This is a genomic window from Psychrobacillus sp. NPDC093180, assembly GCF_044754065.1.
Taxonomy (GTDB): domain Bacteria; phylum Bacillota; class Bacilli; order Bacillales_A; family Planococcaceae; genus Psychrobacillus.
This window is the reverse complement of sequence record NZ_JBIVOJ010000005.1, coordinates 1-25403: the sequence shown is the minus strand read 5'-3', so window position 1 is coordinate 25403 and position 25403 is coordinate 1. Positions and strand designations below refer to the sequence as shown.

20 protein-coding genes are annotated in these 25403 nt (G+C 36.4%); 6 read left to right on the top strand and 14 right to left on the bottom strand.

Going from position 1 to position 25403, the window contains the following annotated elements:
- Nucleotides 1-264: 264 nt before the first annotated feature.
- Complete coding sequence (locus ACIP9W_RS08655) at nucleotides 265-1227, top strand: aromatic acid exporter family protein (RefSeq protein ID WP_400788248.1); 963 nt, start codon at nucleotides 265-267, stop codon at nucleotides 1225-1227.
- Between the two features lie 173 nt (nucleotides 1228-1400).
- Here the strand turns inward: ACIP9W_RS08655 and aspA are convergent, their stop codons facing one another.
- From aspA to ACIP9W_RS08605, 10 genes are all read right to left on the bottom strand, one after another.
- A complete protein-coding gene (gene aspA, locus ACIP9W_RS08650; protein WP_400788246.1) occupies nucleotides 1401-2825 on the bottom strand; it encodes an aspartate ammonia-lyase in 1425 nt (474 codons plus the stop codon).
- 165 nt (nucleotides 2826-2990) lie between these two features.
- Nucleotides 2991-4202: a multidrug effflux MFS transporter gene (locus tag ACIP9W_RS08645; protein WP_400788244.1), complete on the bottom strand. Its 1212-nt coding sequence runs from the start codon at nucleotides 4200-4202 to the stop codon at nucleotides 2991-2993.
- Nucleotides 4203-4984: 782 nt separating this feature from the next.
- A complete protein-coding gene (locus ACIP9W_RS08640; protein WP_400788243.1) occupies nucleotides 4985-7132 on the bottom strand; it encodes a glycoside hydrolase family 3 protein in 2148 nt (715 codons plus the stop codon).
- A gap of 52 nt (nucleotides 7133-7184) precedes the next feature.
- Entirely contained in the window at nucleotides 7185-8570 is a 1386-nt protein-coding gene (gene uxaC, locus ACIP9W_RS08635; protein ID WP_400788750.1) for a glucuronate isomerase, read from the bottom strand.
- A gap of 49 nt (nucleotides 8571-8619) precedes the next feature.
- Nucleotides 8620-9378, bottom strand: coding sequence for a response regulator transcription factor (locus tag ACIP9W_RS08630; RefSeq protein WP_400788241.1), 759 nt, complete (start codon nucleotides 9376-9378; stop codon nucleotides 8620-8622).
- Nucleotides 9375-11222 (bottom strand): sensor histidine kinase, encoded by a 1848-nt coding sequence (locus ACIP9W_RS08625; RefSeq protein ID WP_400788239.1) that lies wholly within the window; start codon nucleotides 11220-11222, stop codon nucleotides 9375-9377. Before ACIP9W_RS08625 ends, ACIP9W_RS08630 begins: the two co-directional genes overlap by 4 nt.
- Nucleotides 11223-11354: 132 nt before the next feature.
- Entirely contained in the window at nucleotides 11355-12383 is a 1029-nt protein-coding gene (locus ACIP9W_RS08620) for a TRAP transporter substrate-binding protein (protein ID WP_400788237.1), read from the bottom strand.
- Nucleotides 12384-12432: 49 nt separating this feature from the next.
- Entirely contained in the window at nucleotides 12433-13728 is a 1296-nt protein-coding gene (locus ACIP9W_RS08615) for a TRAP transporter large permease (protein ID WP_400788235.1), read from the bottom strand.
- 1 nt (nucleotide 13729) lies between these two features.
- Nucleotides 13730-14227, bottom strand: coding sequence for a TRAP transporter small permease (locus ACIP9W_RS08610; protein WP_400788233.1), 498 nt, complete (start codon nucleotides 14225-14227; stop codon nucleotides 13730-13732).
- 358 nt (nucleotides 14228-14585) lie between these two features.
- Nucleotides 14586-15614 (bottom strand): Gfo/Idh/MocA family protein, encoded by a 1029-nt coding sequence (locus ACIP9W_RS08605; protein WP_400788231.1) that lies wholly within the window; start codon nucleotides 15612-15614, stop codon nucleotides 14586-14588.
- 384 nt (nucleotides 15615-15998) lie between these two features.
- Here ACIP9W_RS08605 and bcaP point away from each other — a divergent pair, with 384 nt between their 5' ends.
- Together bcaP and ACIP9W_RS08595 are read left to right on the top strand one after the other, a co-directional pair.
- The gene (gene bcaP / locus ACIP9W_RS08600) at nucleotides 15999-17390 is read left to right on the top strand and encodes a branched-chain amino acid transporter BcaP (protein ID WP_400788229.1); all 1392 of its coding nucleotides are present in this window, start codon (nucleotides 15999-16001) and stop codon (nucleotides 17388-17390) included.
- A gap of 199 nt (nucleotides 17391-17589) precedes the next feature.
- Nucleotides 17590-17892, top strand: a complete 303-nt coding sequence (locus ACIP9W_RS08595; RefSeq protein ID WP_400788227.1) for a YciI family protein — start codon at nucleotides 17590-17592, stop codon at nucleotides 17890-17892.
- 188 nt (nucleotides 17893-18080) lie between these two features.
- Here the strand turns inward: ACIP9W_RS08595 and ACIP9W_RS08590 are convergent, their stop codons facing one another.
- A complete protein-coding gene (locus ACIP9W_RS08590; RefSeq protein ID WP_400788225.1) occupies nucleotides 18081-19175 on the bottom strand; it encodes an oxidoreductase in 1095 nt (364 codons plus the stop codon).
- Between the two features lie 49 nt (nucleotides 19176-19224).
- A complete protein-coding gene (locus ACIP9W_RS08585) occupies nucleotides 19225-19869 on the bottom strand; it encodes a DsbA family oxidoreductase (protein ID WP_400788222.1) in 645 nt (214 codons plus the stop codon).
- 128 nt (nucleotides 19870-19997) lie between these two features.
- On the opposite strand from ACIP9W_RS08585, the gene ACIP9W_RS08580 reads away from it, so the two are divergent.
- Together ACIP9W_RS08580 and ACIP9W_RS08575 are read left to right on the top strand one after the other, a co-directional pair.
- On the top strand, nucleotides 19998-20852 hold the full coding sequence (locus ACIP9W_RS08580) for a LysR family transcriptional regulator (protein WP_400788220.1): 855 nt from the start codon (nucleotides 19998-20000) through the stop codon (nucleotides 20850-20852).
- A gap of 135 nt (nucleotides 20853-20987) precedes the next feature.
- The gene (locus tag ACIP9W_RS08575; RefSeq protein ID WP_400788218.1) at nucleotides 20988-21128 is read left to right on the top strand and encodes a hypothetical protein; all 141 of its coding nucleotides are present in this window, start codon (nucleotides 20988-20990) and stop codon (nucleotides 21126-21128) included.
- Nucleotides 21129-21188: 60 nt separating this feature from the next.
- Here the strand turns inward: ACIP9W_RS08575 and ACIP9W_RS08570 are convergent, their stop codons facing one another.
- The gene (locus tag ACIP9W_RS08570; protein ID WP_400788216.1) at nucleotides 21189-22949 is read right to left on the bottom strand and encodes an extracellular catalytic domain type 1 short-chain-length polyhydroxyalkanoate depolymerase; all 1761 of its coding nucleotides are present in this window, start codon (nucleotides 22947-22949) and stop codon (nucleotides 21189-21191) included.
- 161 nt (nucleotides 22950-23110) lie between these two features.
- On the bottom strand, nucleotides 23111-24568 hold the full coding sequence (gene dacB / locus ACIP9W_RS08565) for a D-alanyl-D-alanine carboxypeptidase/D-alanyl-D-alanine endopeptidase (protein ID WP_400788214.1): 1458 nt from the start codon (nucleotides 24566-24568) through the stop codon (nucleotides 23111-23113).
- 572 nt (nucleotides 24569-25140) lie between these two features.
- Here dacB and ACIP9W_RS08560 point away from each other — a divergent pair.
- The gene (locus ACIP9W_RS08560) at nucleotides 25141-25401 is read left to right on the top strand and encodes a transposase (RefSeq protein WP_400788212.1); all 261 of its coding nucleotides are present in this window, start codon (nucleotides 25141-25143) and stop codon (nucleotides 25399-25401) included.
- The last annotated feature ends 2 nt before the right edge of the window (nucleotides 25402-25403 follow it).

Sequence of the window (25403 nt, the reverse complement as noted above, 5' to 3'; positions counted from 1 at the left end):
TAAAATATTTTTTTCTTAATATAACATTAAATTTGGACAGAATTTATAATCTATATTTTCCGAAATGTCTTCCACAATCATATCTTTTATTCTCTTATTAAGTGAATCGCGGAGTCTTATTCGTTTTAATAATGGAGAAGCTGACGAAGGCAAAAAGAGGAGCATTTTTACTACCTGACCCATTACTTCCAACTTCCCATGAATTTCTGTTAGAATTAATATCTACTGGTAATAATAAAATATAGAAAAAATAGGATGATGCATATGATAGGAATGGGATATCGGACAATTAAAACGGCAATAGGAGCAGGGTTAGCAATTTGGCTTACGAGTTTATTCGACTTGGAGTTTGGATCATTTGCCGCCATAATCGTTATCATGTGTATTGAGAAGACAAAGAGAAAGACATTACATTCTATCCAGAAAAAGTTTTTCGCATCTTTGTTATCGTTAATTCTTGGTTCCATATTTTTTGAAGTATTAGGATATCACCCCATTGTCTTAACTCTATTTATCCTATTGTTTGTCCCAATCCTTATGAAGGTACGTATTCAGGAAGGTTTAGTTACAAGCATAGTTATCATTTTACATATTTATACAGTAAGGGAAGCCAACCTAGAAAACTTATTGAATGAACTCTATATAATTTTCATTGGTATAGGAATCGCCGTACTTGTAAACAGTATTATGCCAAGCTTTAAGAAAGAAATTGAAAAATATAAAACGGAAATCGAAAATAAATTCAGCGTTATTCTGTACCAATTCTCTATTCTTTTAAAAGATAATGAGCAAAAGTGGGACAGAAAAGAGTTAGTCGAAGTAGAAAATATTCTTAATCAAGCTAAAAATATTACTATTCAAGATGTAGAAAACCATCTGTTAAGAAAAGAAAACAAAGATTATTACTATCTCGAAATGCGAGAGGATCAACTGGAAATCCTAAAACAGATGGTCGACACCTTAAGCATTGTTTCCTCATCAGAGTTAGATGTCAAACAAAAAGGAATGCTTGCGAATATCTTTCAGTACATCAGTGAACATGTGGATTCAGGAGATACCACCATCGCGTTAGAGCTATTAGAGGAATACGAAGAATCAATTCGTGAAACAGAATTACCGAAGACAAGGGAAGAGTTTGAAATCAGAGCAAATCTATTTTATTTAAATTTCGAGATAAAGAATTACTTAATTATTAAACAGGATATATATAATAGAAGTAAACTGTAGATCCTGAGGCTAGTCATCATCTTAACAATGTCGTTATTTTAGAAGTAGATACCGAAGAAGAAGCAGTTGAACTGATGAATAATAGAAGCGCAACCATTTCCATACCGAGTTCCTTAATATAAACAAATAAAAAAATCCTATTCAAGAAAAATTATTGAATAGGATTTTTATATTTAACTCTTTACAAGAGCTCTACCACCGGCGATACCAGGATGGGTCATTTCAAATGGATCTAATATTATATCTAATTGTTCTGCTGTTAAAACGCCGGATTGTAAACACAGTTCACGTACAGAAGCTCCGGTAGCGATAGCTTCTTTTGCAATTTGAGCTGCAAGTTCGTATCCGATATGAGGATTTACTGCAGTGATAATTCCTACACTTTTTTCAACGTATTCTCTTAATCGTTCTTTATTCGCCGTAATGCCTACTAAACATTTTTCAGTAAATGTTGTAAATACATTATTCATGATCGAAATGGATTGGATTAAATTATAAAATAAAACCGGTTCCATGACATTTAGTTCAAATTGGCCAGCTTCAGAAGCTGCCGAAATAGTTAAATCATTCCCCATAACTTGGAAAGCTACTTGGTTCACGACTTCCGCCATTACCGGATTTACTTTTCCAGGCATGATCGATGACCCTGGTTGACGAGCAGGTAATTGGATTTCAAATAAACCATCACGCGGTCCAGAAGCCATTAAGCGTAAGTCATTTGCGATTTTTGACATATTAATCATACAAACTTTTAAATTTGCAGATACTTCGGTATAACAATCTGTATTTTGAGTAGCGTCCACTAAATGTTCGGCACATTTTAATGGTAAGCCACTAATTTCACTAAGATTTCGTACGACTAATTCGATATATAAGGGATCCGCATTTAATCCTGTACCAACGGCAGTTGCACCCATATTGATGTCATATAAGTGTTGTCTGGAAAGTGAAATACGATCAATGTCACGTGAAATAACACGACTATATGATTCAAATTCTTGACTCAGTAAGATTGGCACCGCATCTTGAAGATGAGTACGCCCCATTTTAATAATACCTTCAAATTCTTTTGCTTTGGAAACAAATGCTTTTTGCATTGTCTTAGTAGCTTCGAGTAATTGATCCATTAAGCACAACACTGCAATATGTGTAGCCGTTGGAAAGGCATCATTTGTAGATTGAGACATATTAATATGACTATTTGGGCTAATGAGTATATAATTCCCTTTTTCTTCTCCCATTAACTCAAGCGCACGATTAGCTATGACTTCGTTTGCATTCATATTAATAGATGTTCCAGCGCCACCTTGAATAGGATCGACTATAAATTGGCCATTCCATTTTCCAGCAATGACTTCATCACACGCTTGAATAATCGATTGTCCAATTTCCTTCTCCAACATACCAACTTCCATATTTGCTAATGCTGCAGCTTTTTTCACAATACCTAAAGATTTTATAAGTTCTGGGTGAATTCGATATCCCGTAATCGGAAAGTTTTCGACTGCTCTCATAGTTTGAACACCATAATAAGCATCTTTCGGAATTTCTTTTTCCCCTAAAAAATCTTTTTCCATACGAAACTCTGTGGTAACCATTATCATAATCTCCATTTCTAAGAAAACGTTTATTTCGTAATATTATTCATCAGTTAATAGGTTAACACAATTAAAAAATAATACTATTATATTATTCATTAATCGACACAAAATCCTACTAAAAAGTTAACTTGTCGGCTTTTTAGTAGGATTCTCTTTTCACATTTAATTCTCTTTTCTCACAAATAAAATAAAAATCACCAAGGCAATACCACTACAACAAACAATAATCATACCCATCGGCCAAGCTGTTTGATCACCTGCTATTCCAACGAGCGGAGAAACAGTCGCTCCACCGATGAAAGGAAGTAAACCAAGGAACGCCGAAGCACTACCTGCCGATTTACCCTGTCTTTGCATCCCTAGTGAAAATGCAGAAGTCGAAACCATACCCACACTGGATACGACTAAGAATAAAGCAAGAGCCATAAAGAACAAAGGCAATTTATAAATTATCACTACCAATAGCAAAAGACTGCCTATAAATGATAAAAGGACGCCACTGAAAAGTAATCTTACTTCCCCGATGGTGTTTGATAGTCTTCCCGTTACTTGCGCTGCGATTATAATCCCAATTCCGTTCAATGCAAACAACATAGAAAATTGTTGCGGAGTTACATTGTAGATGTTTTGCAAGACAAACGGTGACCCTGCGATATACGCAAACATACTCGCCATAATAAGTGCTTGTGTACATGCAATCCCCATAAAGAGACGATCCTTCCATAAAATCCGAAATGTCTTAACAACCGCCAACATACTACCTTCCGATCTCTTTTCTCTAGGTAATGTCTCCGGTAGAAAAAGCAGTACACCTAAAAACATAACCAACCCTATAATTCCTAAAATAATAAACACAGCATTCCATGAGGTAAAGTTTAATACTATCCCACCGGCAATCGGTGCTAGAATTGGTGCAGCACCATTTACAAGTGCTAGCAATGCGATAAATTTCGTTAAATCTTTACCCGAATACAAATCTCGAGCTGAGGCACGGGCAATAACGATTCCTGCCGCGCCTGTCACCCCTTGCACAAAACGCAAAACAATAAAGACCCAAATATGCGTACTAAGGGCACATAGTACAGAGGCAATTACGTAAACAATAAGTGTATACACAAGCGGTCTACGTCTTCCCCGAATATCACTTAAGGGGCCAAATATGAGCTGACCAACTGCAAGTCCTAACAAACAAGCGGTAATACTTAATTGTGCCAGAGATGTAGTCGTTTCTAAGTCAACAGCAACAATCGGTAATGCCGGCAGATACATATCCATCGATAATGGCCCGAATGCAGTGAGTGAACCTAATAGAAGCACAAGCCAAACTTTGGATATGGATTTTGTAGCTTCCTTGTCATTTTCTAATCTATTCATAAAATAATATAATTCCTTTCAATAATAACTTATTATTTATCTGAGATAACTTTTGCAGTTTCATTCCTAAGTTGTATCATCGGTATTTCTAACAGAAAAAATCGTCCCTGTAATAGAAATAATTCTACACTATTCTAAGATTTAATAATACATATCAATTGAAGACGATTTAGAATCATTTTCTAATTTATTCTCACATAGGGGCTGAATTTGAATAATTGTCAACACTTGAAAAGCCAATATTTCACATGTATACTAGAAGTAAGATTCGAATAAAATAAAAAAGACCGTCTGATGTTACAGCATCAAACGGTCAATTATAATAGCGGTTCCCTCAAGGGGATTTTGGCTGGTTGATAGGATTAACCCATCTGAGCTCTAACTCAAGGATGGGTTATTTTTTTTGGTTAAATGACAGAATCACTATGACTAATGTTGCAAATGCTACTGCGAACATCAATGCTTCGAATACTGACACCGGCATCACCCCCTTTCTTATGGGAGTGAGCCAACCACCCTTGAGTTACCTATCTATTACCCTCTCATTATACCATACATACGTTCGTCTATATATAAATCACTGTGGCTAAACTCAACAAAAATTACCTTCATCCAAAAACAGAAAATTATTATATAAAATATTTAGATGTCTACTACCCTAATTTAAATGCAATATAATGCTTAAAAAATTGAGATATAACAATGTTGCCCTATTTGTAGTGAAAATAATAAAACCGGCAAGAAGTTAATTTGTCACTTCCTGCCGATTTTTCTAACATCCCTTATTTCTTTTTAGCTTTTCCATGATTATAAGAAAGACCAAATCCATACTTATACGCATCACCAGATTTATTTACATAAGAATAGGAAGCGTCTTCTTCCGGTGCGTAGCTTGGAACATCTCCGACTTCATTGTTTACTGCTTCCATACTTGCTGGTAGTGCAAATGGAAGTTTTCCGGTTGGATTAAATTTACCGCGGATCACATCCATAATCGCTTCTGCTTTCGTACCAAAAGTGCCGATTAATGCTGCCGCATTTGGTTCTATTTCATCCAGTACCCATGGATTCGTCATGTTTACTGCCGTAATAGTTGGAACTGTTTTTTGTATAGTAACAATTCGATCGACATTTGTAATTCCCGTTTCAGGACCTACTGTAATACGTGGATTATTATCCCAGTTCGATTGAACAGGTTTCACATAGATATAGGCATGTGTAGCCTCTTCTAGTTTATTTGTAATTGTAATAGAAGGATCATGCTTTTTAATTGTGTCTATTAATCCTTTTGTTCCTGCTCCATCTTTACCTCCAGGGAACATCTCCACATACAGTTTTACCTCTTTTAATGTTGTATCCTCTAAAGGCAATAGATTTTGATCATTACGTAAAAGAACTAGTGACTTAAGATGTGCTTCATATGCTAGTTCTTGTGCTTTTGGATTTGCCACGACATCTAGTGCATGCTGTGCATCTACATATGGGTCTTCAAATAGACCTAAGTTCATCATTTCTGTCAGCAATAATGTAATCGATTCGTTCACTGTTTTTTCCGATAGTATGCCTTTTTTAACCGCATCGATAATTAACTGTGGTTCAGATGATCCCGAAATAATATCGGTTCCGGCATTGATTGCTTTAGCAACTTTTTGTTCCGGTGTTAGATCCTCTGCCCCCCAAGCATTTTCTCCCACAGCACCCGTATCAGAGTTTACATATCCTTTGAAGCCAAGCTTCCCACGTAAAAGACCATTTAAAATCGAATCGTTTAAAGCAAAGCCAACTTCTTCAAATTGCTGGTCTTTGCTGTACCATGTTAATCCTTGATCAGCACTATCATTAGTCGGATACGCGTAATAAGGCATGATGGACGAAACATTGGCTTTTATAGCGGCAGCAAACGGAGGAATATGATACTTCAGTAAACTTCCTTCCGTTGGATATGGATTAAATTTTCCTTCAACAAAGTGAGGATCTAACCCGTTATCACGTGCCCCGCCTCCTGGAAAATGTTTTACCGTGATGGCAACACTTTCTGTACCAAGCTTTTCACCTTGAAATCCTTTGATCACGTTATAAATCATATTGGAAGCTACGATTGGATTTTCACCAAATGTATCTTCAATTCTCGCCCAAAGCGGATCGGTAGCGATATCCGCAGTATATCCGTAAACTTTACGAATTCCTGCAGCTCTCCATTCTTTTGCCGCTATTTCTGAAAACTCGTTCACTGCATTTGTGTCACCAGCTGCTGCAAACCCTAATGGCCCTGGCCAAAATGAATGTTGTCCTTCACTTGCAGCAATATTTGTATAGTCCGTGGAAGCATGATTTCTCGGGTTTGAAGTAACTACAACTGGGATTCCTAATCTGGAAGATTCCCCTAATTCTTGTAGCTGGTTTGTATATTTTGCGATTACATCTACAGTAGGAGTTTGACGGAAGATGACGTATCGCATATTCTTTCCAACAATTAGTGGGTCATCTGATTTAACATACTTTCCGTCCTTAGGATCTGCAATTGGAGTATGTGTGTTGATGAGCATTAACCCTGCTTTTTCAGCAAGTGTCATCTTGGATACTAGATCAGCTACCCGCTGATGCACAGGTTTTCTCCAATCCTCATACAAGTCTAATTTCTTGTTACCATTTAAGTCTTTAAACTGTTTCTTCTCAATTGTAAGAACGCCTTTTTTCGCTGCTTCGATTTCTGGTTGACCGTTTACACTGTTAGCTAACACACGATATGTCTCCACGTTGGTCCCTGACTGCCCAGGGTTTTTACTCGTGCTTGGATCTACATACCCTAAGTTTTCATTTGCCGCTACTTGTGGAATACCGATTGATGTAATAAGAGATAATGCAAGGACACCAGTTATTGCCTTTTTAGATTTTTTGCTTTTCTTTAGACTTCTGAAAATTGAGCCCATACTTTTCCTCCCTTTTCTTAACTAAATGTTTGCAAACAATATCTTTTATTCATCAAAAGTCAAAATACTCTTTTGCATTTTGATAGCAAACCCCTTGAACAATGCTTCCCAACATGTCTATATCATTTGGCACTTCTCCGTTTTCTACCCACCCACCGATCAATTCACATACTAATCTTCTAAAATACTCATGCCTTGTGTAGGAAAGAAAACTTCTTGAATCCGTCAGCATTCCGATAAAACGACTGAATAGACCTAGATTTGCTAGCGCTTTCATTTGTTCGAGCATGCCATCTTTTTGATCATTAAACCACCAGGCAGTTCCAAATTGGATTTTTCCCGGCTGTTCTCCTTGAAAATTACCAATTAAACTACCAATCACATAATTGTCTTTTGGATTTAATGAATATAATATCGTTTTTGGAAGCGCATCTTCTCTTGCCAAACCGTCTAGCAGTTTGCTTAAAGGTTCCGCTATCTGCCCATCATTGATACTGTCGAATCCAGTATCAGGTCCTAATTGTTTATACATTTTTGTATTCGTATTTCTCAATACTTGCATATGAAATTGCATTGCCCAACCGAATTTCGCATATTGTTTGCCTAAAAAAGATAAGGTGTAAGATTTATATTTTCTTACTTCCTCTGTTGATACTTTCTCTCCTGCTAATGCTTTTGAAAAAATACTTGCCGCTTCATTTTTCGTAGTTTCTTCATACATCAATGTATTTATCCCATGATCCGAAACACGACAGCCATTTGAATGAAAATACTCCACTCTAGTCTGTAATGCATTTAGGAAGTCATCATAGCTAGAAATTTGTACTTTCGACACCTCTCCTAGTTTCTGAACCCATTCCGAATAGCTAGCTAAATTAATTTCTAATCCTTTATCCGGTCGAAAGCTCGGGAGCACCTTTACCTCAAAATCGGATTCATCTTTTAATTTCTTATGGTATTCCAAAGTATCGATTGGATCATCTGTTGTACAAACTACTTCAACCTTTGACATCTTCATTAAATCTCTTGCTCCAAAGCCTCCGCTAGTAAGCTTATTATTAACTTTCTCCCAAATAATTGGCGAAGTTTCTTCATTTAATAGGTCATATACATCGAAAAAACGTTGAAGCTCTAAGTGAGTCCAATTATATAAGGGATTCCCAATAGTCATCGGAACAGTTTTGGACCATGCCAAAAACTTTTCATAATCCGTTGCATCCCCGGTGATGAACGCTTCATCCACTCCGTTAGCTCTCATCGCTCTCCATTTATAATGATCACCATATAGCCACGCTTCTGTAATGTTTTGAAATGTTTTATTTTCATAGATTTCCTTTGGGCTTAAATGGCAGTGATAATCGATAATCGGCAAATCCTTTGCAAAGGTATTGTACAAAGTTGTTGCCGTATCGGTTGATAATAAAAAGGTTTCATCCATAAATTTTTTCAAGTTCTTCACCTGCTCTTCTCGAAAATTTAACGTATGTTTACTCGTAAATTTTTTGGGGTTTTGTAGATTTACGAAATTCAGATGGAGAATATCCCGTCATTTTTTTGAAGTTATTGCTGAAGTATGCCACTTCCGAGTAACCCACTCTTTCGGCGATTTCGGCCATCTTTAACGAAGTGTTCAGCAATAAACGTTTCCCCTCTTGAATGCGAAGTTCGGTTAAATAATCCACAAATTTCATATTAAGCTGCTGTTTAAATAGTTGACTAAGGTAGCTTGGATTCAAGTGCACACTTTTTGCAGCGTCGGTTAGCGTTACTTGTTTTAATGGCGTTTTTTCAATATAAGCCAATACTTGATCTATTGTAGTAGTAGGAATTGTTTCATCATAACTGGTAGGTACTTTACTTTCTTCTGCCATTCCTTTTCGTTTATTAAGCCACTTTTCCAAGCAAGTTTTTAAGTCTTCTTCCTCAATTGGCTTAAGAAGGTAATCCATTACCCCGCTCCGGATAGCTTGTTGAACTATTTGAAACTCATCATGAACACTAATCACGATACAATCTAAGTCTCTCTCTAATTCGTTAAGCTCCTTCACTAAAGAAATACCGTCCATAACGGGCATACGTATATCCGTTAACACCAAATCGACCTCGTTCTGTTTAATCCAGTCAAGCGCCTCTAACCCATTTGCACATTCATGAACAATTTGTAAGGATAAGTTCAGCTGTCTGATCGACCACATTAGCGCTTTCCTTACCCATTTCTCATCGTCCACTAGTAAAACTTTTTTCATTTTTCCTTCACTTCCTTAACGTCTACAATCGGCAAATGAATACTAACCTCAGTCTCTACACCTCTCTTGCTAGTGATTGTTATTCCGTATGCTGCTCCAAACACATAACGAATTCTCTGATGAACATTCATAATCCCAATATGCTGTCCGCCTAAGTTAGTGGAATTCTTGCTTAATTTCTCCGTTAATCCTTTTAATACTTCTTCCTTTATCCCTACCCCTGTATCGGTAATTCGAATGACAAACAAAGAGTCAGATAAAAGTTGTGCAGTTATCGAAATTTTTATCTTCTTAGCGTTCTCTCCAATACTGTGCATAAAACAATTTTCCACAATTGGTTGGAGAGAAAATTTTACAACTTCCTTTTCCATTAAGTAATCTGGTATATCAAATAAATAGTCAAAACGATCCTCGAAGCGAAACATCTGAATCTGTAAATACATCTCACAAAACTTGATCTCTTCTCGTAAACTAACAGTTGGTTTACTATTTCTAAGGTTATAACGTAAAAGCTTCCCAAGAGAAGATGAAATGTGAGCGATACTCTCTCTCCCCTCTTCCAATGCCATTCCTCTAATTGTTTCCAGAGAATTGTATAAAAAATGAGGGTTAATTTGCGATTGCAGCATTTTCAACTCAGTTTCTGTTTTGTTAAGCGTCATTTCAGCTTCCTTCAACTTTGAAACATATACTTCTTCCAGTAAATTGGAGAGTCTCTCCACAGTTTTATTAAACCCAGCTGTCAATTGTCCGATTTCATCATTGGACTCCACCTTAACTTTTCCGTTCAAGTGACCAATTTCGACTTCTTTCATAAAAGAACGAAGTCGGTGAATAGGACGAACAATACTTTTAGAAATGCTATAAAAACCTACTAAGTAAGCAAACACTAAAGATATAAAGATGGTCCATATTATTGCAGTTCTTATTTGTTGGATACCGACCTGCAAATCCTCGTATGGTGCGGCTGTAAAAAAGCTCCAGCCGATATTACGAGAAAAAGAATAGGAAACAAACTCCTTACGATTGTTATCGATGAGCACGGATCCGCTTTGTTCACTTTCAAGATGATCTAACTGCTTAAACTCCACCTTATTTCCAAGTTTTTTATAATCAGGATGGTACACATAATGTCCATTTGCATCCAATATAAAAAAATAGCCATTCTTATCAAAGGTCACCATTTTAGATATCTCTTCAATTCTTTTAAAATTGATATCAATAATAAGCATACCAACGGGCTTCAGTGTATGCGGGTTATATAACCGCCTAACTAGAGAAATTACCGGAAGCTCCTTGTCTTTCAATTTCAAAGTCCTACTCACAAGTAAAACCATTCCGTTTTTTGGAACCGAAGAATACCAATATTCCTCTTTAATATTGGTAGCAGGATAGTAATTTCGCTCTCGCAACGAGTCAATAACAATGCCGTTATCTAATGAAACAGTAATATTAGAAATATCACTTCTGGAATATTCTGAATTCTTAAGAACTTTATATGCTTGCTCCGTAAGTTTAGGATCGTATTCACTTCCATTTGTTTCTAATCTCAATAAACTTCCCATCTCAGGGGAGTTAATAATTTTTAAGCTCGCTATTTCAAAATCTTGCAAATAGTATTCCACATGTAATTCTACCTGTTCTATTATTTTCTGACTGGATTGCTTGAACTCTTCTTCTAGTTCATAAGAGGAATAGGTGTAAGTGATAAAACCAACAGAAAGTACAGGTAATATAACTAGCACACTAGAAAAGACACAAAATTTTACCATAAGTGTCTGGTTTTCAAATAGAATATATCGTTTTAAAAATTCTGAAATATTAATCCATGTCTTCTTCATCATAGTTCCTTTCCAATAAGTATTGCCGGTGTATAATATCTCCCTTAATCTTAATGGAAAAGAACTGCCTAGTAAATATTCCTTCTACTAGGTAGGGAAAAATGCTCCTACCTAGCACAAATATGCTTCAAATTATTAAGGGTTTGCTGAATTGATCGCTTCAACTAGCTCTGGATATTCTTTAGAAAAGCCATCAACAATAGGTTTAACTGCCTCTTGCCAAGGAGTTATATCTTCCACTTCTGTAATAGTTACTCCTGCATCATTTAATGTCTTTAAAGATTTTTCTTCATAATCAGCCCAAGCTTGTCTTTGCGTATCCACTGATTCCAATGCAGCTTGTTTGATTAACTCTTTGTCTTCATCTGATAGCTTTTCCCATGCCGTCTTACTCATTAACAATACTTCTGGTACTCTAGTATGGTGATCCATTATTAAATATTTTGCTTCTTGATAATGGTTGGATGAGTCAAAGCTCGGAAGATTGTTTTCTGCTCCATCGATGATACCAGTCTGAAGACCAGAGAATACTTCTCCATACGGCATTGGCGTAGCACTCGCTCCTAATGCTTCCATTAATTTGATATTAATTTCGCTTTGCTGAACGCGAATCTTTTGCCCTTTTAAATCTTCCATACTTGTTAAAGGCTTAGTAGAGTAAAAACTACGAGAACCAGAATCGTAGTATGCAAGGCCTTGCATTTTCGCTGCTTGAAGACCATCTAACAAATCTGTACCTTTTTCCCCATTTAGGAAATTCCATAAATGTTCATCACTGCTAAATAAATAAGGTACGGAGAAAACGGTGAAATCATCATTAAATTCTGCAAGTGGGCTAGCATTGATCCTAGCAAAGTCAATAGCTCCAAGTTGTACCTGTTCTAGTACGGATTTTTCATCCCCCAGTTGTCCAGACGGAAAAACTTCGATCGTAATCCGGCCATCTGATTTTTCACTAACTAACTCGGCAAACTTTTGATCACCAATAACTGTTGGGTAATCGGCTGGTTGGTTATCTGCTAAACGCAAAGTAATTTTAGGTCCTTCTGATTTAGTACCTTCATCCTTTTCTACTGCAACCTCTTCCTTTTTCCCACATGCTGCTAGAATGATGGAGATCAAAAGCACAGCTGTTAATAATCCTATCCATTTTTTGTTCTTCACTACTGCAAACCCCCTTAAATAATTTTTTATAATTTCTCCCCACCCTAAGTTAGTCGGCCATCAAATTTGGCAGCCACATTACTACCTCAGGTATATAGGTGATAATTAACAATACTACTAGTAATGCATAGAAAAACGGCATCATCGCTTTCGTGCCTTGTGCAATGGAGATTTTTCCTATGGCACAACCGACGAATAAAACAGTCCCTACAGGAGGTGTCAATAAGCCTATTCCAGCATTTAATATTAGCACAATACCGAAGTGTACCGGATCCATCCCAAAGCTTGTGACAACCGGAAGAAGAATTGGTGTCATAATTAAGATCATTGGTGCCATATCCATTGGTGCCCCAAGTAGAAGTAATAAAATATTAATAATCAATAAGATAATAAGCGGATTATCAGAGATACTTAGCAATAAGCTAGTCATCATAGATGGAATTTGTAAGTATGCCAATACCCAACCAAATGCAGCAGAAGCAGCGATTAGGAAAAACACCATTGAAACCGTTTTCAAAGTACGTTTTAAAATAGACCACACACTAGATAGAGGTGCTTCTCTATAAATCACAAATGCTAGAATAAAAGAATACAGACAAGCTAATGCCCCTGATTCTGTTGCCGTAAAAATTCCACTCATAATCCCGCCTAATATAATTACTGCTGGACTTAGAGATAATACTCCATGTAAAAGAATACTGCCAATTTGTGATTTTGGCACGGGAGCAGCCTTTTCATACCCTCTTTTTCGTGCAATGATATACCCTGTAATACAAAGTGCGATTAGCATAATAACACCAGGAACAACGCCAGCCATAAACAAACTAGCAATCGAAACGCCACCTGCTGCTAAAGAATATAATACAAGATTATGACTTGGCGGTACTACTACCCCTTGTATAGCGGATGCAATCGTAACACCAACCGCATAATCTGCTTCATAGCCATTCTTTTTCATCATTGGAATCATCACAGATCCAACAGATGAAACATCTGCTACAGCAGAGCCAGATATATTCCCAAAAAACAAGGATGCCACACTGTTTACCATGGCTAATCCTCCACGAATTCGTCCGACCAGAAGAATGGCCAGATTGACAATCCGGTTAGCCAGACCACCTGTACTCATTATTTGACCTGTTAAGATAAAGAATGGTATTGCGAGTAAGGAAAATGAATTTATACCTTGAATCATCTGCTGACCAATAATCGGTAACGGTATATCTAAAAAAATGATCGTTAACAAAGATGATATAACAAGCGTTAACGCGATCGGAAAGCGTAGCATGATTAAAACAACAAAACTTACAAGTAAAATGGTGACTGCTATGCTAGTACTTGCCATGCTAATGTCCCTCCTCTATGTCTTTGTACTTAGCGGTATTAATATTGAATAGTTGTAGAAGTGCATATAAACAAATCATGATTCCCGTTATCGGCATGACGATATACGTAATACTGCTTGGTAGTTTTGTTGCTGGTAAAGTAGATTCCAACATTAACACTGTAAATTGCCAGCCCTGGACTATTAGATAGATTCCAAAAGCAAAAACAATGACAAGTATCACTTTATCTAGAATCTTATTAAATATTTTCGGAAATAGATTAGTAAATGAATCAATTCCTAAATGGATATATTCACGAAATCCAATTGCTATCCCCATAAATCCAAACCATACTAATAAAAGTAAAGTAATTTCTTCTGACCAAAAGAATACAAAGTTGAAAAAATATCTAGTGATAACTTGCGTAGTGACGATACATACTAATAAGATAAGTGATACAAGGGTAAATTTTTCAAATATATTATCAATGAGTGAATACAGTCTTTTAATCAGATTCATAACTCCCCTCCTCAAGAAAGCGTTTACTTCTTACTCTTTCATATTACTTCTTGTTCAGAATTGTTAGAATGTTTATTTTTTATGAAAAACTTGTGTTTTTTTTAGGTTTTAAATTAGATTGGTTTCCTTTCTATGTATCAAACCTTTCACAGGTCTTCGATGGACCAATCCCTACACCATTACCGATTGATTTTTAAAAGAAGCAGGTTAAGCCCTTTCTGGATAAGGAGAGAAAAGGCAGCTTTCCAATACATATAAGAAGCTCCCGAAAATGGAATTTCGGGAGCTCTCGTACTTCTCTATATAGTAGATGCTAACCTAAACCGGTGAAAATCCACTGCGTTTTCTATGGTTTCCTCTATAACTTAACAGGACTTCCACTTCTAGCAGATTCATAAATCGCTAAAATTAATTCGAGTGATTTTAATGCTTCTTCCCCGGTTACTAGCGGTTCTCTTTTCTCCCAAATTGCTTGAACAATATCCTCATATTGTCTTTTGTGAGATTCATAAGAAGACATTTTACTTGAGGAAGCACTTGTCTTCAGTACTTCTTTGGAAGCCTTTGTATATTGATTTCCATTTTTAAAATTCCATTCTTTTACTTGGTCATTTTCAATAACTACACTTCCGTTATTACCGAATATATCAAGCGTGGCACTATATCCTGGATATGCTGCCGTATTCCCTTCAATCAGTCCAAGAGCACCTGACTTGAATTTTATGGATGCGACCGCAATATCTTCTACTTCTATTCGCTCATGCGCTCGAGTTACACAATACGCATGAACTTCTTCGACCGGCCCCATTAAGTAAAGAAGAAGATCGATATAGTGGATCGATTGATTCATTAATGCACCACCACCATCAAGTTCCCAAGTTCCCCTCCATGCGCCACTATCATAATATTCCTGCGACCGGTACCAAGTAGTACGTGCAGCTCCAAAATTTAGTTGACCAAATTCTCCTAGATCTAACGCTTTTTTAATATCCACTATCCCATCATCAAATCTATGTTGAAAAATACAGCTCAACGTAACATTCGCTTCTCTACAAGCACGAATAAGTTCATTCGTTTTAGCAAGCGTTGTATCAATCGGCTTTTCCACAATAACATGTTTGCCTTTTTTCGCCGCTAATATCCCAAAATCTGCGTGTGTTCCACTAGGTGTTAAGATTGTCACGATATCCAATTCATCATTGCTTAGAAACTCCTCATAATCACAGTAAACTTGAATATGGGATTCATTAGCCCATTTTTTAGCGGTTTCTTTGTTCCTCGAAAAAATAGCAGCTACTTCTGCATTCGGTATACTTCGAATGCTATTTATATGAGTTTCTGCAATACTTCCACTACCAACTATTCCAAAACATAGTGTTTTGTTCATTGTTTTACACCTCTTTGAATTTATTTTATTGAAAAAAACTTTTTCATAGGCTCTCCTTCGTCCATTACATATCTCTATTCCATAAATTATTGAATAAAACCTTTTTCCAACCAAAATATCACCTAAGAAAAAACAGTTAGGCTAAGCCAATACATAGTTGAAATTAAATCTTTCTGTATCCAAAAGACCTTTATCTAACACTAAATAACTTTATAAAATTTAAAAGTTTACATAAATCAAAATATTACTAATTTAATAAAGAACTATAGACCTGAAATATACCTTTTTCCGACAAAAATATTGTAAATATAATAAAAAAGTTTGACCTACATGAGATAAATGTATAGAATCTTTATATGTTTCTAAAAAGAATGGGTGTTAAGTATGAAAAGTGGATTATTTAGGAAAAAAGATGTCAAAGAATTATTAATAAAAAATGGTGATGTTCAACTCAAGCAATCATTAGGAGCATTTGATTTAGTGCTTCTTGGCGTAGGTGCCATTGTTGGAACAGGTATATTCATTCTCCCTGGCACAGTAGCAGCAGAACATTCTGGACCTGCTATTGTTTTTTCATTTATTATTGCTGCTATTGTCTGTGCGCTTGCAGGTCTCTGTTATTCAGAATTTTCTTCCTCTGTCCCTGTAACCGGTAGTGCATATACGTATGGATACATCGTGTTTGGAGAATTAGTTGCTTGGTTAGTAGGATGGGCTTTACTGTTAGAATACGGTTTAGCTGTTGCAGCAGTTGCAACTGGATGGTCTTCTTATTTTAGTTCTTTGCTAGAGGGATTTAATATTACCATACCAAAAGCGATCTCCGGTTCTTTTAATCCGACAGAGGGAACATATGTAAATGTTCCAGCCATAGCCATTATATTTATCATTGCATTTTTATTATCACTTGGAATAAAAGAGTCTACGAAGTTTAATACAATTATGGTATTTATCAAAGTCAGTGTTATTCTTTTATTTATTGGAGTTGGTATTTTTTATGTAGAGCCTGCCAATTGGCAACCATTTATGCCGTTTGGAATGGAAGGCGTTTTGAGCGGAGCAGCACTTGTTTTCTTTGCTTATCTAGGGTTTGATGCAGTTTCTTCTGCAGCAGAAGAAGTAAAGAACCCACAACGTAACATGCCAATAGGAATTATTGGTTCGTTATTTCTTTGTACAATTCTTTATGTAGCTGTATCACTTGTTTTGACTGGCATTGTTTCCTATACAAATCTTAATGTAAGTGACCCTGTTAGCTTTGTTATGCAGATTGTTAACCAAGATTGGGTAGCTGGTGTTATTTCACTTGGTGCGGTTGTTGGGATGATGACAGTTATACTTGTTATGTTATATGGTGGAACAAGACTTCTTTACGCGCTTGGCCGTGATGGGTTGTTGCCAAAAAGTATGTACGAGCTTAACAAAAAGTATCAAACACCAATTAAGAATACATGGGTATTTGCAACACTGGTAGCCTTTTGTGCAGGAGTCATTCCTTTGTCTAAGCTAGCAGAGCTAGTGAATATGGGTACATTAATTGCATTTACTGTAGTTTCTATCGGAGTTATTTACTTAAGAAAAAATAAGAACATACCATCCGGTGGTTTTAAAGTACCTTTCTTTCCAATTATACCGATATTATCATTTCTACTTTGTTTATTTTTAATTACTCAGCTTTCTGCTTTTACATGGATTGCCTGCGGTATTTGGTTCATCTTTGGATTGATCATTTATTTTACTTACGGTAGAAAGCACAGCTTATTGAATAGAGAATAAATGAAACAAAAGTGAGCTTACGTCATTACTTAGACAATGTAAGTTCACTTTTCTTTTATGTTCTTCCTCTCCTCACCTGCTCGTAACAAATTCCTATGTCTTTAAATATTTGATAGATTACCATATGAACAATCTCTTAATGTTCTGATACAATTAGGTAAAAATACAACCTTACCCTGTACTTATTAGGAGGACCATAATGGAAAAATTACAGTTTTTATACCAACTAAAACTCATTCCTGCCCTGTTAGACCAAACAAGCTGGACAGATAAAGAAAATTCAATTGTCCAACATCATTTTGAGGTACTGCAAAAATTGCAAGAAGAAGGAAAACTTCTTTTAGCAGGTAGAACTTTAAACACAGATCCAATGGGAATCGTTATTTTAGAAGTAGATACAGAGGAAGAAGCAGTTGAACTGATGAATAATGATCCAGCAGTAAAAGAAGGCATCATGGAAGCGCAACTATTTCCTTACCGCGTTGCTTTATACAAAAAGTAAGGAGGAGCTAAGCAAATATAAGCAGCCGAAGATATGATTTCGGCTGCGATGTTATATTTTTCTAAGAATTGTTAATTTGATTGGCTAGACCCCATTCACACATCTCTTCTAAAATAGGAATTAGAGAAGATCCCTTTTACTTCAAAGCTATATAAGTATTCTAAAGTTAATAGCATGCCACGGAAGATTTACACTTCAAATTCTTTAATTTTAGCATTCGGGCTCAAGATTTCTTCTGGCTTAAACTCTGCTAATGGTTCTCCATTTTTTACTTTGTTAACCCAATCATGGTTAGCCAAGGCTCCTTTACCTAAAGTTACTAAATCTGCTTCCCCACTCTCGATGATCTCATACGCTATTACTGGATTCTCTAAATGACCGTTTGCAATGACAGGAATTTTTCCGTATTTTTTTGCGAGAGAAGCAAGTGATGGCCCGATTGTATCAAATGCAGGCTTCCACGCTTCGTATTCCGTCACATGAATATAGTCAAGACCTGCTTGTCCTAATTGACCAAAAATAATCTCAGCGTCCTGTTCTTTTCCTGCCCACTTATGAATTTGATCATTTACTTTCGCTTGTGAAATGCGAATGCCTACGATGAACTCCTCTCCAACTGCTTCCCTAACCGCCTTGGATACCTCCACCAATAAACGAACTCGGTTTTCCGTAGAACCACCGTATTCATCTGTACGCTGATTTGTATAATCAGTTAGAAACTCATCAAGCAAATAGCCATTAGCTCCATGAATTTCTATCCCATCAAATCCAGTTAATTTCACGCGTTTAGCCGCATCCACAAAACCGGTTATTACCTCTGTGATTTCTTCTCTGGTTGCTTCTTTTGGCATTGGGTAAAGGCCTTTGCCTTCATATGTTTCACTTTTTTCCCCTTTTGGTGGAACGGCAGAAGGACCAATCGATGGTTGACCAAAAGGATTTCCATGAACTAGGGCCCCCGTATGCATAATCTGCGCAAATATTTTTGCTCCCGCTTCATGTACAGATTCCACCAATTTCTTCCACGCTTCTATTTGTTCGTCATTTACAATACCGGGTTGAAATATATAACCTGGACTATATTTTTCATCAGTATAAATACCTTCCGTAATGATAAACCCAAATCCTCCAGGTGCAAAAGATGTGTAGTAGCTGATCATCTGATCAGTTGCTACTCCTGCAGATGTGCTACTTATTCGAGTCATTGGCGCAACCCCTACCCGATTATCTAATATAGTCTTCCCTAATGTAAAAGTCTTAAATAACGAACTTGTTTTTGTCATTTGTCAAAACTCCTTTTTTAGTATTTGTTTATCAATTTAAAAGACTTTTTTAACATCCCTCTATACCACACGTCAATCCACCAAGGAAATCTGGTTTCTGTGTGCTAATCTCTTTGTTGATTATTTGTTCCAGCGTTTCTTTAGAATGAATACCAGCAATTTTTGTATCTCCAATGATAAAAGTAGGTACCGAAGTGATATTTGCTTCTTCGTAAGCATGCTTCAGTGCTTTTTGATGCACTTCTTTATATTTTCTAGTATCAAGTACCTCTCGATACTCTTTTTGATCTAACTCAATTTCACCTGCTAATTTAGTCAAGACCTCTATGTCACCAATGTCTTGTTCTTCTTGGAAAAATGCACGTAACATTCGATCATTATATTCATTGCCTTTCCCTTTTTCCTTTGCGTATTGATAGCCTTCAAAAGCTAGATGCGTGTAAGGCTGAGGTGAAACTCTCGGAAGCACTATTTCAATACCCATCTGTTTAGCCATCGGGTAGACAGACTGTTTCCAAGTACTTTGCAAATAATGCCCCTCAGGCTTTAATGTTTCATTTGGATACGGACGCAACTCAAACGGCATCCATTCCACTTCCACGTCTTTTCCTAGTATCGCTTTTTCTAAAGGTTGTTCTGCAATAAAACAAAATGGACACATATAATCCGAATAGACTTTTATTTTTACCGTCATGGTCATGACCTCCTATCAAAATGTATATCTGTTATACATGATTATTGTATTTCTTATTACAAGTTTAGTAAAATAGATATATTTGAACGTTTAATTCATTAAAATCGAACTAAGGAGATGTAGAATAGATGGAGCTTCGTCATCTTATAACACTTAAGACAATTGTAGATAGAGGGGGATTTAAAAAGGCCGCTGAGCATCTTGGTTATGCACAATCTTCTGTCACAACTCATATTAAAGAATTGGAAGAGGAAGTAGGAAAACCTTTATTTGATCGACTAGGCAAAAAAGTGGTTTTGACTCATTATGGACAACACCTTCTTTCTTATGCTGTAAAGATTATTGAATTGCACGCGCAAGCTTTAAATACGGATGAAGAACCAGCAGGCGATTTAACCATTGGTATTTCGGAATCTCTGACTATCGGTCGTGTTCCACCTATTCTTTTGGAATATAAAAAATCTTATCCTAATGTGAACCTTTCAGTAAAATCGATTGAAAATTATAATGTTACGTCTCATCTTCAAAACGGTGATATGGATTTGGTACTGATTTTAGAAAAAGAAGATTGGTCCCTTCCTGAAATTTATTGTGAAAAACTGAGGAGAGAAAAAATGGTTCTGATTAGCCCACCAGAAAAAGAAGAAGACACTAGAACAGTCCTTTATACGGAACGATCATGCAGTTACAAATCTGTGTTCGATGAGTATCTAAAGTATAAGAAGATGGATGTGAAGGAAAGTCTAGATTTCCAAAGTATTGAAGCGATTAAGCAATGTGTTAAAAGTGGTCTAGGAATTTCGATGGTACCTTACTTTTCCGTAAAGGAAGAGTTAGAAAACAATAAACTAAATGGAGAAGAAATAGCACCAGAACATCCTGCGATTGCTACATTTCTTGCGTATCATAAAGATAAATGGCTTTCTCCATCTATGAACAGCATGATTTCTTTAATAAGAAGGCACGCTAATGATTGGATTTAAAGTAACTCTTCTGTTTTCAGCCAATAGCTAACATATCTTTACACTTCCAAATTCATTTAAAAATTACAAAGAACTAATCATCTTGAATAAGTTCATCTCTCCTGAGCACATTAAGGTTTGGGAGGTGACGATACTATGGCAAAGAAAAACAAACCAAATTTTAAAAAGAAAGAACCTAATTCAAGAAAAGATACACGTGAAGAATTTGCTGAAGAACATAATTTAAATCAAGCGAAACGAAACGACAAACAACCAAATGATCAGCAGAATCGATAATTCGAGTATGCAAAAAACACGAAGGCTAAATTTTTTGCCTCCGTGTTTTTACTAAACACTTTAATTACTACTATTAATAATTAAAACTGGGACATAATCTACAGATTCACCGCCATAGAATTCGATGAAATTATCGCTGAATCCTACCGTAGTATCCGCCTTTAAACGGAATTGTGTAAGCCCGTTCAAGTTAATCCTAGACAAACTGTTTACTGGTATATCAATATCCATATACTCACCTTCTACAGGTGAGAAACTATTGATAGTAGATTGGGTAGCTAGATTGGCGTAATCTGTTTGTTCGATAGTAGAATTACTTCCGAATACCCCTGTTTTAATATCTAGGTGGAGCAATGAAATCGTTCCTTGTCTTGCTTTAGGGTATAAACGAATTTTTGCAGATTCTATAGGTTCTGTTATTGAACTTGTATCGAAGGATAAGATGCCTCTATACGTATCTGTATTATACATTCCTTTATCTCCAACTTTAATGGTCGCATTACTCTTTCCATCTGCAGTATATTTTCCTACAAACCCATCTTCATTTCCAATGGACGGTATTATTGTTTCACCCGTAGGATCACCGTCTGTTTTGATAATATAGGTTTCTGTTTTGACCGATTCGACGTTGCCATCGTTATCTATACTAAAGAATTTTAACGTTGTATTTTCCGTTAGTGTAAGCGGTTGGGAATAGTTTGTTGAGTGAATGGTTGGTTCAGATCCATCGGTTGTATAATAGGTAGTTCCTGTTTTATTCGATTTAAGCTCCACACTTACAGAATCTTTGTAACTTCCACCATCCGGAGTTGCAGTGGTTACTGGTATATCTCCAGGAGGTTCTACTTCAGATTGAAAAAATTCCCACATCATTCGACTTGCATCAGGTCCTTGTGGATCTGTATAGCTTCCTTGTGAACTTCCTCCGGACCATGCATGTCCCATATTTAAGATGTTTACTTTTTTCATCCAAACCTGATTATCTTGTGCCTTATAATCATAGACCGTATAGTTTTTTCCTGATGGTACTTGTAAATTCTGCGTGCTATCCGCTTGATCATCTATCCATCCTTCTGTTCCAGTTGCTGCCAGGCTATTGGTGACAGCCCATTGGGAAATGACTTGATCCCCATTTACTTTGTTCACTGTGTAGTCAGAAGTTCCGTGAAAAACGATTACTTTCAATGGTTTAGCTCTACTAGCCATTGCATTATAAGCATCTCTGCCTCTTTGAATCGGATTTGCACCACCACTAGACATTGCAGTAAAAGCTTCCGTCATACTAGTTGCCGCTTTATATTCTAAGCCTGCGCCAACTCCTATACCTGAAAAAACATCTGGATAAGTCGCGCCCATTATAACGCTCATTGCCGCACCAGCTGAAAGACCTGCCACGTATACCTGATCATCCTGTATTGAATAATTCGTTTTGATAGATTGAACCATACCAGCAATTACGCTTGGTTCTCCACTTCCACGAGATTGATGACCTGTTTCAAACCAATTCCAGCATTTATTTGCATTAGAGCTAGTGTTTTGTTCCGGATATAGCACCAGAAAACCTTTTTCCTCTGAAAGCACATTCATTTTTGTCCCTATTGAAAACTGAGTAGCATCTTGTGTACAACCATGTAGCATAACGTATAGCGGAAAGCTTTTACTAGAGTCATATTGACTCGGCACATATAGCTTGTAGTTCTTCCCACCATAGGATCCAGAGATGAAACTTCCCGAGGCATTTGTAATAGAAGGCAAACTAACCATTGATCCAATTAACATTAGGCAGAAAACAATTAACCAAATACGTTTGTGTCGTAACAATAAAACAACTCCCTCCCATTTTGGTTAAACAATAGTAAACGATTGGAGTTACAAATTAGTTACAAAATATTTATAATATAAAAAGAAAAACACCTCCATGCTGAATTGTGCGTGACTACCTGCTTCAACGTAAAGGTATTTTTATTTCTAAACTTTCTTCTCTACAGCTCTTCTGCTATTTCTTTCACGATTTCATCAATCGCTGTGGATGCCCCCGATTTGTTTTGTACTAACACACTAAAAATGTATAATTGCCCGCTACTTGCTTCTAAGTAACCGCTTAGTGTGCTGACACCAGTTAATGAGCCAGTTTTTGCATATACTTTTCCTGCCGTGAGCGGATCTTTTAATCGAGTTCGTAAAGTACCTCCTACCATTCGGTCTGCATTTGCGGCTACTGGTAGGCTATTAAAATAGGTAGTAAACCAATCTTCGCCTTGTACTTTAAATAACAAGTCACTCAACAATAAACTCGAAACGCTATTTTCATGAGACATTCCAGAGCCATCTTCAAAACGCCAGTCTGCCATATTTATGTTAATGGATTTACCATATTCCTGTAAAACCTTCAATCCATCCATTGTGCTACCACGATGATTGATTATTCTTCCCATTGTTTTGACTAAAATATCCGCAATCCCATTATTGCTTAATTTCATATACGGGATTAATAGTTGCTCCAGTGGCATGGATTGCTTTGTTGCTATGAGTTGAGCAAACTTTGGTGTCGCAGCTTGAAATACTTTATCTTTTGTATATTCGATTCCTGCTTCTGTTAAAACTGATTGGAACATTGTCATTGTATGTGTCGTTGGATGTTGAACAGTCACCCATTCTTTTTTCGTTTTATCGATAGGGAGATTCCCACTGACGACAATATTGTTTGTTTTATATGACCTTTCAATCGTAAGTGTATTGGTTTTCCCAGCTTCCACTGTTTGCGCTTCATTTACTATTTGTAAATCACCGATCTTCGGTGTTACTTTAATCGACGGTAATTCTCCGATTGCTGAACCAAGAGCTTCTACGATAATCGTTCCAGAATCGTAGTCCGTATTTGGAGAAGTAGTTAATGCTGAAATAGGAGCAGCGTAATAATAAGATTCGTCTCCAGCCCAAATGCCAGGCGTTAATAAATCGTTATCAAACCATTTGTCATCCCCAACAATTCGTCCATCAATTTTTTGAATTCCCTTTGCTTTCAACTCTTGTGCAAATTGTTGCAAATCCTCGATAGATAAAGTTGGATCACCTTGTCCCTTTAAATAGACATCCCCTTTTAAAACTCCATTTGACAGCTTCCCATTAATATAGAGACTTGTATTAAAACGATAATCCTTGCCAAGTACCTCTAAAGCAGTTGCGGTAGTGAACAACTTCATATTAGATGCTGGTTTTATAGCTGTTTGACCGTTATAGTCATAAATCATTTCTCCTGAATGCCGGTCTCTAACTGTAATACTAACATCTGCTCCAGCTAATTTTTCTTCTACAATCCTTGTAATAGAATCGCTTAATGTTACTTCTACTGCTTCCTCTGCTTGAGCCACATGTTGAAAACTGAACATACTCACTACCAACATCCACGCCATTACCATCATTGGCCATTTTTTCTTCATAATATCTCCACTTATTAGAATATTCAATCTTTTAAAGGGATATATTCACCATAAACAACTTTTATCCTTTATAGTTATTAAAAACAGGCTTATCGATGGAGATTAAAAGCATTATTGTAAACCTATAGTTTTATTCTATTCCCTTCAAAATGCTCATATAACTAAAACACCTTGAGAGGCTTTAGCCACTCAAGGTACATTATGTCTTCTTGTAAAAAGCTTTTATGCTCAGCTTACTTTTGGAATGATAATCTTCATAATACGGCTTATAATCTTCAACTGCACCGTGACCAAATTTTGTGCAGTATGATATAAAATCTATTGCTTCTTTCTCATCTAAGTATGTTGAAGCAATAGAAGATAGCTTTATCAAAGTTTCAAGTCTAAAAGTTAAAATAAACCTTGAACGTTCTAATCGCTCAAGGTTTTAACGTATACTATTTATAGATAACATTCGTTCTAAAATTATTATTTTATCCAATTAGTGCATATATAATTGTGATGCTAGTATGGATGTGTGGACACAACTTAGTTAAGTCTCTATCCTAATAAATAGAGTGGACGTGTCCGAAATGAAACAAAAACGTTATAACCAAGAATTTAAAGAAACAATTGTTGAACTTCATAGATCTGGTACATCTGTAAGTGATCTTAGTAGCGAATATGGTATATCTGAAGTAACTATTTATAAATGGATTAAAGCACTATCCCCAATCGAAAACAGTGGTGGTTTAACACCGGCCCAAATCGCAGAAATTCAAAAGGAAAACCTGCGGCTTCAACAGGAGGTAGAGATTCTAAAAAAGGCTATGACCATATTCGCAAGAAAGTAACA